This window comes from Streptomyces sp. NBC_01429 (genome assembly GCF_036231945.1).
Classification (GTDB): domain Bacteria; phylum Actinomycetota; class Actinomycetes; order Streptomycetales; family Streptomycetaceae; genus Streptomyces.
In genome coordinates this window covers 6,397,806-6,409,707 of record NZ_CP109599.1, presented here as the reverse complement: position 1 = coordinate 6,409,707, position 11,902 = coordinate 6,397,806, and the positions used below count along the sequence as shown (strand labels likewise).

The window sequence follows — 11,902 nt, the reverse complement described above, 5'->3', positions numbered from 1 at the left end:
CGCCCCGGCGGAGCGTGCGCCGGGACCGCCGTCCGCCGTGCCGATCCTCATGTACCACGCCGTCGCACGGCGGCCCGCGCCCTCGGCGTACGCCCTGTCCGTCTCGCCCGAGGCGTTCGCCGACCAGATGGAGCTGCTCCACGGGAGCGGGTTCACCCCGGTCACCACGGCGCGGCTGGCCGCCGCGTGGCGCGCCGGAGAGCCGCTGCCGCGGCGGCCCGTACTGATCACGTTCGACGACGGGTACGAGGGCGTGCACCGGTACGCGCTGCCGGTGCTCGCCTCGTACTCCTTCGCCGCCACGCTGTTCGTCTCGACGGGATGGCTGCGCGGGCCGTACGACGTAGGCGGCGCGCCGGACACCATGCTCGACTGGGACCAGGTCCGCGAACTGGCCCGCGCGGGTGCCGAGATCGGCGGCCACAGCCACACCCATCCGCAGCTGGACCAGCTCGACGGCGCGCGGCTCGGGTTCGAGGCCGGGCGCTGCCGGGAGATCCTCGCCGCCGAACTGGGCGCGGCGCCCGCCTCCTTCGCCTACCCGTACGGCTACTCCAGCCGCCGCGTGCGCCGGGCGGTGCGCGCGGCCGGGTTCGCCCAGGCGCTGGCCGTGGGCAACGCGCGGGCCTGCCGCTGCCAGGGCCCGTACGCGCTGGAGCGGCTGACGGTACGGCGCGCCACCGGGATCGAGGAGTTCGCGCGGCTGGTCGAGGGCCGCCGCCTCGGCCTCGGCGTCGCCCGGGACCGGGCGCTGACCAAGGGGTACGCGGTGGTGCGCCGCGTCCGCCGGACGGCGACGGTGGCGCGGACGGCCATCACGGCGACGACGGGACGGGGGTGACGCGGGGGCGGGCCCGTGGCGGAACCGTGGTGATGTCACGGCCCTGCCACGGGCAAAACACCATGCGCCGGACGCCCCCGTGCCGGATCATGTGCGACATGTCTGCCAAGCCACAGGACGCCCTGCCGATCCGGCTCACCGTCGATGACAGCGACTCCCCGTCGGACGTGGTCGACGCGCTGTTCCTCGGCCGCTTCGCGACGGGCGAGCAGCCGTACTCCCACAGCTCCACCATCGACCGGGTCAAGCCCGGCTCGACCCTGCTGCCGCCGGACGCCTCGGTGCTGCGCCGCGCCCGCGACGACGACCGCAGCGCGACCCTCGCGGAGGGCGAGGGCTGGACCCTGCTGGTGTCCCGCTGGAACCGGGGCGCCGATGTGACGGTGACGGCCGTCACCGCCGAACTCGCCGAGGAGATCCACCGGCAGGCAACCGACGGCGCCCGGGACAATCCGGAACCGCAGCCGGAGAACGTGTCCATGGGCTTCTGGTACGTCTCCCCGAGGCGCGGCCCGCACCGCACCGCGCGGCAGATCGCGGCCGGTGCCTGGGACGAGGTCAGGCCCAACTACACGGCGCCGGTGGCCGACGCGCTGGACCGGCTGATGAAGGTGACCCCGGACGACATCTCGGGCCGGCTGCTGTTGCTGCACGGGCCGCCCGGCACGGGAAAGACCTCCGCGCTGCGCACCCTGGCCCGGTCCTGGCGGGAGTGGTGCCAGGTCGACTGCGTACTGGACCCGGAGCGCCTCTTCAACGACGTCGGCTATCTGATGGACATCGCGATCGGCGAGGACGACGGCACGGCCAAGGGCCGCTGGCGGCTGCTGCTCCTGGAGGACTGCGACGAACTGATCCGCGGCGAGGCCAGGCACACGGCGGGGCAGGCGCTGTCGCGGCTGCTGAATCTCACCGACGGGCTGCTCGGTCAGGGCAGGAACGTGCTGGTGGGGGTGACGACCAACGAGGACCTGGAGCGGCTGCACCCGGCGGTGGTGCGGCCGGGGCGCTGTCTGGCCAGGATCGAGGTGGGGTCGCTGACCCGCGCGGAGGCGGTGTCCTGGCTGAGCGGGCAGGACGGCGGCCGGGACGGGGACGGGGACAGGGACGGCGGTCCCGGACGCGGCGGCGACTGGGAAGCGGCCGTCGGCCGTGAGGGCGCGACGCTGGCGGAGCTGTACGCGCTGCGCCGGGGGACGGGCCCGGCCTCGGTCCCGGCCCAGCACGCCAACAGGGACGCGGGACTGTATCTGTGAGGACGCGCCGGGCAGCGGCGTCCGGCGGCGCGCTCGCGCGGGCCGGCGGCGGGCGCGCTCCCGTACGGGTCCGGGGTGCGGGCGCGCCCCAACAGCCGTGCCGTGCGGGTCACTTCGCGTAGACGGCCCGTACGGCTTCCTCCGCCGCAGCCAGCGCGGCGGCGCGGCCGAGCCCCAGCCGTCGCGCGCGCTCGGCGTAGGTCCGCGCGGCGGCGGCCGCCTCCCGGTCGGCGGCCTCACCGGCGGCGGCCACGAACGTACCGTTCCTGCCGCGGGTCTCGATCACTCCATCGGTCTCCAGCGCGCGGTATGCCTTGGCGACCGTATTGGCGGCCAGCCCCAGCTCCTCGGCGAGCCCCCGCACGGTGGGCAGTTTGTATCCCACGGGCAGCGCGCCGGAGCGGGCCTTCGCGGAGATCTGGGTGCGCAGCTGCTCGTACGGGGCGGTCACGGCGGCCGGGTCGATCACGATCTTGAAGGTCACGGAGCGATTGTCCCCCACGACCCGCCGCCGCCGGGCGCCGTGCGGCACAGCTGGCCGGAACACGCCGGAACGCGGACGCGTGTCCGGTGGGCGCCCCGCGTCCCGGCGCTCAGGGTCCGCGGTCCGTGGCCGGAAGGGGGACGGCCCGGTCGGGCCCGGCCGGGCGGTGGGCGATCGGATCGCCGTCCTCGTGCCAGTGGATGACGAACCGTTCGCCCGCTCCGTACGCGTCGAGGCCGGCGCGGCAGTAGGCGACCATGTCGTCCGGGAGGGCGGCGAGCGGATGCCAGGACAGCCCGGAGCACTTGTGGGGCTCGCGGTTGACGGGCTCGCCGCCCGCGCCGTACTCCGCCTCGAAGAACCAGCCGATCCTGGGTGCCCCGGCCGGTCCCCGGTGCTGCATGACGAGCGCGACGCGCAGGTCGCCCGGGGCGAGCGAGATCCCGATCTCCTCGGACGCCTCCCTGATCATGGCCGCCCGCACGTCCTCGCCCGACTCCACGTGCCCGGAAGGGGCGTTGAGCAGGCCGTCCGCGTATCCCGTGCCCGCGCGGCGGGCGAGCAGCACCTCGGCGCCCCGGCGCAGGATCAGATGGACGTCGACGACCTCGGTGTGGCGCGGGGCCGGGGCGAGCCGGGCGACCAGCGCGTATCTCTCGTCGTCGACGGCGCGGCCCCAGAGCGCGGGGTCCGCCGAGAGCGTCTCGTGATGGACGCGTTCGGCGAGCGGGCCGAGCGCGGCGGTGAGCCGGGCGGCGGGCAGGCCGGCGCCGGACCAGACACCTTCGATCAGCACCAGCCGCCCGCCGGGCCGCAACAGCGACGCCCAACGGCGCAGGGCCGCTTCGGGATCGGGCAGCGCCCACAGCACGTGCCGGGCCAGCACCACATCGAACGCCCCGCGCGCCACGGGCGGCCCGGTCGCGTCCCCGACGAGCACCTCGGCGTCCGTCCCCGCCAGCTCGGCGCGGGCCAGCGCGGCCATGCGCGGCGACCGGTCGACCGCCGTCACCCGGTGTCCCGCCTCGGCCGCGAGCAGCGCGAGGCTCCCCGTACCGCACCCGAGGTCCAGCACCCGCCCCGGCTCGCCCGGCAGCCACCCCGCCATCCGCCCGGCCCAGGCCGCCCTGACCACGGGGTCCCGCAGGCCGTGGTCGGGCTCCTGGTCGAAGGTGCCGGCGAGGGCGTCCCAGTCGTTCGTGGTCATGCTCCGATGGTGCCAGCCACCACTGACATCGATACGCGCAGCCGGTTCCGGCGGTCGCGCCCCTAGGTCAACGGACGTCGTCGGCACCGGGAGCGGCCGGGCTGCTCGCGACGACCACCGTGGCGTACAGCTCCTCCGCGCGGGCCACGTGCGGGACGAGTCCGTCGCGGGCGACCGTCTCCACCGCCGACGGGGTCTGGCGCTCGCTCGTCTCGAAGAGCAGACAGCCGCCCGGCGCCAGCCACCGGCGCGCGCCGGCGCTCACGCGGCGCAGGACGTCGAGGCCGTCGGCGCCGCCGTCCAGGGCGACCCGGGCCTCGTGGATGCGGGCCTCCGGAGGGAGCAGGCCGATCTCCTCGGTGGGCACGTACGGGACGTTGGCGAGCAGGACGTCCACGCGGCCCCGCAGCGCGGCGGGCAGCGGGTCGTACAGGTCGCCCTCGTAGACCCGGCCGCCCACCGGGCCGACGTTGCGCCGGGCGCAGCGCACGGCGGCGGGGTCGATGTCGGTGGCGTGCAGCTCGATCCCGTCCAGGGTGGCGGCCAGCGCCGCGCCCAGCGCGCCGGAGCCGCAGCACAGGTCCACGACGACGGCGCCGGGCCGGGCGAGGAGGACCGCCCGGTCGACGAGGAACTCCGTACGGCGGCGGGGAACGAAGACGCCGGGGTCCACGGCCATCCGCAGTCCACGGAACTCCGCCCAGCCCAGGACGTGTTCGAGGGGCAGTCCCCCGGCGCGGCGCTCCACCAGGGCGTCGAGGCGGGCCGCCGTCGGGGCCGCGGAGATCAGCAGGCGTGCCTCGTCCTCGGCGAAGACGCACCCGGCGGCGCGGAGCCTGGCGACGACGGCGGCCGTGGCCTCCGGCGGGAGGAGCGGAGGCGCGGAGGGAGCAGCGGGAACGGAGGGGGAGGAAGGGAGTGACATGGGTGAGCCTTTCCGGGATGCCGATGGGGCACTCCCGGCGGTCACCTAGCTCCGAGGGACCGCGCGGCCGTGAGGAGGGAGCACCCGGCCTGATACAGCGGTGATGGGTCTCGCCTCCTTCGGTGGGGACGTGTCCGGTACGGACGCGTCGTCGCGGGTACGCGCCGTGGCGCGTGCGACGGTCACCCTACCCGAGCCCGCCCGGCACGGGACCGAACCGGACCGTATCCGCGTCGGCGTCGCCGGGCCCGCACCCGGCGGCCCTTTCTCAGGGGTCGCTTAGCCTCGCCTTAAGCGGAGCATAAGAATCACCCTCACCCCCTCCCAACAGGCGATCACGGGGTTCGGAGCGGCTAGTTTGCTGATCGCTGGAGCGGTCCGGGGGCGGGGAGGCCGCCGGTCGCTCCAGCCGTTTTCCCCCTGCCGCTCAGAAGGAGAATCCGTTCATGACCCCTCGTCGTACGGCCATCGGGATCGTCACCCTCGGCCTCGCCCCGCTCGCGCTGGCCGGGCTCGCCGCCACGCCCGCCGCCGCCCACGGGTCGATGACGGATCCGGTCAGCCGGGTCGCCGCGTGCTTCGCGGAGGGACCGGAGAGCCCGCAGTCGGCGGCGTGCAAGGCGGCGGTCGCGGCCAGCGGTACGCAGGCGTTCTACGACTGGAACGAGGTCAACATCGCGGATGCCGCCGGGAACCACCGGCAGATCATCCCCGACGGCAAGCTGTGCAGCGCGGGCCGGGACAAGTACAAGGGGCTCGATCTGGCGCGCGGCGACTGGCCGTCGTCCGCCATGACCTCGGGCAACCGCACCTTCCGCTACAAGGCCACCGCGCCGCACAAGGGTTCCTTCGAGCTGTACGTGACCAAGGACGGCTACGACCCGGCCACCCCGCTGAAGTGGTCCGACCTGGAGGAGAAGCCCTTCCTCACGGTCGCGGACCCGAAGCTGGAGGACGGCGCCTACGTCTTCAACGGCGTCGTCCCGAACAAGTCGGGCCGCCATCTCATCTACTCCGTCTGGCAGCGCTCGGACAGCCCGGAAGCCTTCTACACCTGCTCCGACGTGGTCTTCGGGCAGGACAACGGCGGCGCGGGCGGCGCCGCGCCGGCCGCCTCGGCGCCCACCGACCAGAAGATCGAGGACGGTACGGACAAGTCCACCGTCGATCACAACGGCCATGGCGGGGACGGGAAGGCGGCCGGTACGGATACGGCGCAGGCCCCCGCGAAGGCCGAGGCGGGGACCGAGGCCGCGGGCACCCCGGCGGACACCGCCACCGACCCCGGCACCACCGCCCCCAACGCCCCCGAGGCCAAGGCCGCCGGCACCCCGGTGGCGCGGGGGGATGAGCAGCCCGCCGCCGCTCAGGAGAACCTCGCCGAGACCGGTGGCAGCGGCACCACCCCCTACCTCGCCGTCGGCGGGGCGGCGGCCCTCGCCCTGGGCGCGGCCGTGATGTTCGGTACGGCGCGTCGCAAGGCCGTCGCCACGCCCGGCGGGCGCCGCGGCCGCTGACCCGGACCCACCCGCGCGACCGCCGTCCCTCCGGCGGTCGCGCGGGCGCGGTCAGCCGATCACCGACGCACAGGTGGTCGGCGTGGCGCGCGCCGGGTCCAGCGCGTTGGCCACCTCGTGGAAGGCGATCCGGTCGATCAGACCGAGCGTCGCGTGTTCGGACAGGTCGAGCGGGCACAGGTCCTGGATCAGCACGTTCCGTACGTCGGGGCCGGTCAGGAACTGGGAGCGGTACGGGGTGACGATCTCGTCGTACCGGGTCGCGATGACCGTGTAGCGCACCCCGGGAACCGTGTCACCGCCCTCGTTGAGCTTGGTCAGCAGGGCGGATCCGGTTATCTGGTCGGCCAGCGCCGGGGTCTTGTCGGTCAGCAGGTCGGCCGCGCCGGGGAAGTACGGCAGCAGCCGGGTCAGCCCGAGCAGGGTGGTGCCGCGGTTGCTGGGGGCGATGCCGACCAGCGCGTTGACCTTCGGCGCCCCGCCGAGGAACTTCAGGTAGTAGCGCGGCATCATGCCGCCCTGGGAGTGGCCGACGAGATCGGCCTTCGCCGCGCCGGTGGCCGCGAGCACCTTGTCCACGTACGTCGCGAGCTGGGCGGCCGAGGCGTCGACGGGGCCGAGGCCGCCGAAGAACGGAACGCCGGGGAGCTGGCCGTAGTCGAGGGAGAAGACGCAGTAGCCCCGGTTCACCAGGTACGGGGCGAGTCCGAGCCAGTTGTCGACGGAGTTGGCGAGCGTGCCGTGGACGAGCACGACGGGGCGGGGATGGGCGGCGGAGGGCTTGCACGCGTAGTTGTTCCAGCCGCTGCTGGGCGCGGCGGCGACGGTGGAGGAGGCGGTGGTGGGGGAGGCGGTCGCGGCGACGGCTGGGGTGACCGTGACGGTGGCGGCCAGCAACAGCGCGCTCAGCGTGCCGAGCGCGCGTTTCCAGGGCAGCATCAGGCAATCTCCTTGCGGCTCAAGGGAAAAGCGATGGCTGTCAGCCCTGTGGCCCGGACCACATTTACGGCTGTGCATGACAAGTTACGCACGGGTAAGGTGAAGAAGGGAAGTTACGTGCCGGTAAAACTCCGGCGGTCCCGCACGCCCTCTTCCCCCTCCCTCTCACGCGGCCAGCGACCCCGGCACGATCGCCCGTGGACCGAACCTCGCCCGCGCCAGATCCGCCACCGCCTCGATCCGCAGCGCCCGCTCGTCCACCGGGTCGAACGTCAGCTGACGGGCGGCCCGTTCGACCGCCACCAGCCCCTCGGCCCGTACCGAGAAGGCCCGCACCCGCGCCCGTTGCAGCCCGAGCGACTCATGGACGCGGTATACGGCGGCGGCGAGCGCGGCCGAGTGGGCGGTCGGCTCGCGCAGCGCGCGGGTACGGGTGGTCGTGGACCGGTCCGCGTAGCGCACGGTGAGCGTCAGCGAGCGGCACACCCGGCCCGTGCCGCGCATCCCCGTCCCCAGCTCCTCGGTGATCGAGAGCAGCGCGCGCCGGTGCTGTTCGTGGTCCAACTCGTCGCGGGGGAAGGAGCGTTCGGCGGCGACCGAGCGCGCGGCGGCGTTCGGGGCGACGGCCGTGCGGTCGATGCCGCGCGCCTTCTCGTACAGCTCCCGCCCCGGGCGCACCCCCACGATCCGCTGGAGCGTCGACAGCGGCACGTCCGCGGCGGCGCCGACGGTGCCGAGTCCGTACGAACGCAGCGCGCGGGCCGTCGCGGCGCCGACCCCCGGCAGCGCGCCGACCGGACACGGCGCCAGGAACTCCCGTACCGCGCGCTCGTCCTCCGCCACCACGAGCGTCGTCCCCGGCGCGGCCCGCCGCGCGGCCATCCTCGCCAGCAGAGGGGTGGCGGCCACACCGATCGCGCAGCCGACGCCGAGATGCGCGAGTGCCCGCACCCGCAGTACGGAGGCGATCCCGGCGGCGTCCCGCCCGAAGTACCGCCGCGCGCCGCGCACATCGACGAGCGCGGTGTCCGGCGGCAGCGCCTGGACCACGGGGCTGATGTCCTCGGCGAGGCCGAGCAGCGCCGGCAGCGCGGAGGGCGCGGCCTCGGCGTCGTTCTTCCCTTCGAGCCGTATACAGAGGATCATCCCGCGCTCCCCGGGCTGGCGTGCCAGAACTTCCGTCCGGTCGCGGCCCCTTCGCCGGGCGGCCGCAGATCCGCCCACGGGTTCAGCTCGTAGCCCGTGGACAGCTGGATGCGCCGGCCGGAGTCGCCCGCCCCGGCGCCGGAAGCGGGGGCGGGGGCGGGGGCGTCCAGCGCCGCCGCGACCGCCTCCAGGCCGCCCGTCCTGCGCAGCTCCACCAGCTCCGCCAGGTTCCAGGCCGCCGCGCCCACCACGCTCAGGCTGCGCGGGCCGCGCCGCTGCACCACCCCGCGCACCAGCAGCAGCCAGGAGTGGAAGACGGTGTGCGCGCACGCCTCGTGGCTGTCGTCGAAGAAGGCGAGGTCGACCAGGCCCGTACCGTCGTCCAGCGTGGTGAAGATGACCCGCTTCCCGGAGCGGACCGGCGGGGTCTGGGTGGCCACCTTGGCGCCGGCGACCAGGACGGTCCTGCCGTGCTCCGCCCCTCGCAGCCGCTTGGCCGGCAGCGCCCCCAGCTCGTCCAGGAAGGCGTGGTGATCCGCCATCAGATGGCGGGAGGCGTCCATGCCGAGGACGCCCAGCTCGGCGCTGAGCCGCTCCGCGTCCCCCAGGTCGGGCAGCCCGGCGGGGGCCGTGCGCCGCCCTCCCTCCAGCGGGAGCTGGTCGCCGTACGCGCCCGCGGCGCGCCGCGGGCCGGCCAGCTCGGACAGATGCAGCAGCAGATCACGGCGGTTGGCACCGAACATGTCCAGCGCGCCCACCTGCGCCAGCCGTTCGGCGACGGGACGGGCGGGCCTGGCCCGCTGCCAGAAGTCGCGCAGCGAGGAGTAGGGCTGCCCGGCCTCGATCCGCGCCGCCTCGGCCTCGCTGATGCCGTGCACGTCGAGGAGCGCCAGCCGCACCCCCCAGGTGCCGCCACCTCTCCTTTCATCAGACACCAGTTCGACTCTATGAGCGACCGTCGACCGGTTCACATCCAGCGGCAGCACCGGCACCCCCCGCCGCCGCGCGTCCGCCAGCAGCAGCCGCTTCGGATACATCCCCGGGTCATGGGTGAGCAGCCCGGCGTAGAAGGCCGCCGGATGGTGCGCCTTGAGCCACGCCGACTGATAGGTCGGTACGGCGAAGGCCACGGCGTGCGCCTTGCAGAAGCCGTACGAGCCGAACGCCTCGACGATCTCCCAGGCGCGCGCCACCACCTCGGGCGCGTACCCCCGCTGCCGGGTCAGCCGGTCGAACCAGGCGCGGATCCGGCCCAGCGACTCCGGGTCGGACAGACCGCGCCGCACCTTGTCCGCCTCCTCCCGGCCGCAGCCGGTCATGATGTCCACCATCCGGATGATCTGCTCGTGGAAGACGACCACGCCGCAGGTCTCCCGCAGCGGCGCCTCCAGATCGGGATGGGGGTAGCGGACGGGCGCCCGGCCGTGCCTGGCCTCGATGAACGGCCGCACCATGTCGGCCGCCACCGGCCCCGGCCGGAAGAGCGAGATGTCGACCACCAGGTCGTGGAAGGTGGCGGGCTGGAGCCTGCCGACCAGATCGCGCTGGCCCGGCGACTCGATCTGGAAGCAGCCCAGCGTCTCGGCGGACCGGATCAGCCGGTAGGTCTCCGGGTCGCCCTCCGGCACCTGCTCCGGATCGTCGATGTCCACCGGCTCCCCGGTGGCCCGGGTGATCTCGGCGACCGCGTGCGCCATCGCCGACTGCATCCGCACGCCCAGCACATCGAGTTTGAGCAGCCCCAGGTCCTCGACGTCCTCCTTGTCGAACTGGGACATGGGGAAGTGCTCGCCGCTGGTCGGCACCACCGGGGTACGGCGCAGCAGCGAGGCGTCCGAGAGCAGCACCCCGCACGGGTGCATGGCGACGCCGCGCGGCAGCGCGTCCAGCGCCTCCACCAGCTCCCACATCCTGGCGCGGCGCCCCTTGTCCCGCGCCACCTCGCGCAGTTCCGGCAGCTCCTCCATCGCGGCGCGGGCGTCCCTGGCCCGGATGTGCGGGAACGCCTTGGCGATCCGGTCGATCTCGGCGGGGTCCATGGAGAGGGCCGCGCCCACGTCCCGTACGGCGTGCCGCACCCGGTAGGTCTCCGGCATGGCTACGGCCGCGACCCGGCCGGGGCCGAAGCGGTCGAGGATCGCGCGGTAGACCTCCAGCCGGCGCGCGGACTCGACGTCGATGTCGATGTCCGGCAGACCGGGGCGCCGGGTGGAGAGGAACCGTTCCATCAGCAGCCCGTGCGCGACCGGATCGGCGTGCGCGATGCCCAGCAGATGGTTGACCAGGGAACCGGCGCCCGAGCCCCTGGCGGCGACCCGGATGCCCATCCCCCGGATGTCGTCGACGACCCCGGCGACGGTGAGGAAGTAAGAGGCGAAGCTCATCCGGTCGATCGTGCGCAGCTCGGCGTCGAGCCGCGCCCAGTACTCCCGGTGGTCGCTCCGCCGGTCGTAGCCGCGCAGCACCATCCCGGCGGCGGCGCGCGAGCGCAGCACCCGGGAGGCGGTACGGCGGTCGGCGCCGACCAGCCGGGGTTCGGGGAAGTGGACGGAGCCGAGCCCGAGATCGTCCTCGGGGTCGACCAGACAGGCCGCGGCGGTCTCCTCGGTCAGGGCGAGCAGCCGGTGCGCGGTGTCACGGCGCAACCCTGCGGCCTCGGCGACCAGCTCGGCGGTGCGGGCCATCGCGGCCGGGTCCTTGAGCCAGCGCTCGCCGCTGTCCAGGCCCCGGCGCGGATCGACGGGGACCAGCAGGCGGGCCGCGTCGAGGACGTCGGCGACCGGGCCCTGTCCGGGGTCGGCGTAGCGCACGGCGTTGCTGAGCACCGCGCGTACGCCCTGTTCGGTGGCGAAGCCGAGGGTACGGGCGGCATGGCGCAGCGAGCCGGGGCCGGTGCCCGCGTCCGTACCGGTACGTCCGTGGTGCACGACCTCCAGGCGCAGCGCGTCGCCGTAGATCTCCCGCCAGGGCGCCAGCAGCCGGGCGGCCCGGTCGGGGCGGCCCGCCGCGAGGGCGCGGCCGGTCTCGGAGTCCGGGCCGAGGAGGACGGTCAGTCCCGCGCCGTGGTTGTCGGTCCAGGGCAGCAGCGGGCCGCCCTCGCCGGCCGCGTGCGCGGTGGAGACGAGCCGGCACAGCTCGGCCCAGCCCGCCGCGCCGTCCCTGGCGAGGAAGAGCGCGCGGGGCGTGGACTCGTCGATGAAGGCGCCGCCGCGCACGGGGGTACGCCGGCGCGTGGTGGGGCCGGAGCCGCGCTCGCGCGGGTCCCGCTCGCGAGCCGGGCGCTCGCCCACCGCCAGCTGCGTGCCGAAGATCGGCCGCACCCCCTCCTCGGCGCACGCCTTGGCGAAGCGGACGGCGCCCGCGAGGGTGTCGCGGTCGGTCAGGGCGATGGCGTCCATGCCGCGCTCGGCGGCGCGCCGCGCCAGCCGTTCCGGGTGGGAGGCCCCGTAGCGCAGGGAGAATCCGGAGACGGTGCGCAGATGCGTGAAGCCGGGCATCCGCACCTCCTGGATTCCTGGATCAGTCCGTTCTCACCCCCCTCGTGGCTCTCCACCATAGACCAAGTTTCGAACGTGCGTGCGATACGA

The 11,902-nt window shown here is 74.7% G+C and carries 9 protein-coding genes; 3 read left to right on the top strand and 6 right to left on the bottom strand.

All coding sequences use genetic code 11. The annotated features are described in order from the left end of the window. The first annotated feature begins 49 nt into the window (after positions 1–49). Both OG627_RS28235 and OG627_RS28230 read left to right on the top strand, forming a co-directional pair. Positions 50–841, top strand: a complete 792-nt coding sequence (locus tag OG627_RS28235; protein ID WP_329073047.1) for a polysaccharide deacetylase family protein — start codon at positions 50–52, stop codon at positions 839–841. Between the two features lie 98 nt (positions 842–939). After that, entirely contained in the window at positions 940–2,097 is a 1,158-nt protein-coding gene (locus OG627_RS28230) for a DUF5925 domain-containing protein (protein ID WP_329069785.1), read from the top strand. Positions 2,098–2,206: 109 nt separating this feature from the next. Here OG627_RS28230 and OG627_RS28225 read toward each other — a convergent pair whose 3' ends face one another. The 3 genes from OG627_RS28225 to OG627_RS28215 form a co-directional block, all read right to left on the bottom strand. After that, the gene (locus OG627_RS28225; protein ID WP_329069783.1) at positions 2,207–2,581 is read right to left on the bottom strand and encodes a GntR family transcriptional regulator; all 375 of its coding nucleotides are present in this window, start codon (positions 2,579–2,581) and stop codon (positions 2,207–2,209) included. Positions 2,582–2,690: 109 nt separating this feature from the next. Next, positions 2,691–3,788 carry a methyltransferase domain-containing protein gene (locus OG627_RS28220; protein WP_329069781.1) on the bottom strand — a complete coding sequence of 366 codons (1,098 nt, stop codon included), beginning with the start codon at positions 3,786–3,788 and terminating at the stop codon, positions 2,691–2,693. A 67-nt stretch (positions 3,789–3,855) separates the two neighbouring features. After that, the gene (locus tag OG627_RS28215; RefSeq protein WP_329069780.1) at positions 3,856–4,713 is read right to left on the bottom strand and encodes a putative protein N(5)-glutamine methyltransferase; all 858 of its coding nucleotides are present in this window, start codon (positions 4,711–4,713) and stop codon (positions 3,856–3,858) included. Between the two features lie 446 nt (positions 4,714–5,159). Between OG627_RS28215 and OG627_RS28210 the strand changes: the two genes are divergently transcribed. Next, positions 5,160–6,230, top strand: a complete 1,071-nt coding sequence (locus tag OG627_RS28210; protein WP_329069778.1) for a lytic polysaccharide monooxygenase auxiliary activity family 9 protein — start codon at positions 5,160–5,162, stop codon at positions 6,228–6,230. Positions 6,231–6,281: 51 nt separating this feature from the next. Here OG627_RS28210 and OG627_RS28205 read toward each other — a convergent pair whose 3' ends face one another. The 3 genes from OG627_RS28205 to OG627_RS28195 all read right to left on the bottom strand — a co-directional run bounded on the left by OG627_RS28205 (position 6,282) and on the right by OG627_RS28195 (position 11,812). Next, positions 6,282–7,169, bottom strand: coding sequence for an esterase/lipase family protein (locus OG627_RS28205; protein WP_329069776.1), 888 nt, complete (start codon positions 7,167–7,169; stop codon positions 6,282–6,284). 165 nt (positions 7,170–7,334) lie between these two features. Further along, positions 7,335–8,315: a DNA polymerase Y family protein gene (locus OG627_RS28200; RefSeq protein WP_329069774.1), complete on the bottom strand. Its 981-nt coding sequence runs from the start codon at positions 8,313–8,315 to the stop codon at positions 7,335–7,337. Continuing rightward, on the bottom strand, positions 8,312–11,812 hold the full coding sequence (locus OG627_RS28195; RefSeq protein WP_329069772.1) for a DNA polymerase III subunit alpha: 3,501 nt from the start codon (positions 11,810–11,812) through the stop codon (positions 8,312–8,314). Before OG627_RS28195 ends, OG627_RS28200 begins: the two co-directional genes overlap by 4 nt. Positions 11,813–11,902 lie beyond the last annotated feature (90 nt).

What these genes read in the sequence shown, in the direction of transcription:
- OG627_RS28235 (WP_329073047.1), top strand. Translation starts at nt 50, where the DNA reads ATGTACCACGCCGTCGCACGGCGGCCCGCGCCCTCGGCGTACGCCCTG.
- OG627_RS28230 (WP_329069785.1), top strand. Translation starts at nt 940, where the DNA reads ATGTCTGCCAAGCCACAGGACGCCCTGCCGATCCGGCTCACCGTCGAT.
- OG627_RS28220 (WP_329069781.1), bottom strand. Translation starts at nt 3,788, where the DNA reads ATGACCACGAACGACTGGGACGCCCTCGCCGGCACCTTCGACCAGGAG.
- OG627_RS28215 (WP_329069780.1), bottom strand. Translation starts at nt 4,713, where the DNA reads ATGTCACTCCCTTCCTCCCCCTCCGTTCCCGCTGCTCCCTCCGCGCCT.
- OG627_RS28210 (WP_329069778.1), top strand. Translation starts at nt 5,160, where the DNA reads ATGACCCCTCGTCGTACGGCCATCGGGATCGTCACCCTCGGCCTCGCC.
- OG627_RS28205 (WP_329069776.1), bottom strand. Translation starts at nt 7,169, where the DNA reads ATGCTGCCCTGGAAACGCGCGCTCGGCACGCTGAGCGCGCTGTTGCTG.
- OG627_RS28200 (WP_329069774.1), bottom strand. Translation starts at nt 8,315, where the DNA reads ATGATCCTCTGTATACGGCTCGAAGGGAAGAACGACGCCGAGGCCGCG.
- OG627_RS28195 (WP_329069772.1), bottom strand. Translation starts at nt 11,812, where the DNA reads ATGCCCGGCTTCACGCATCTGCGCACCGTCTCCGGATTCTCCCTGCGC.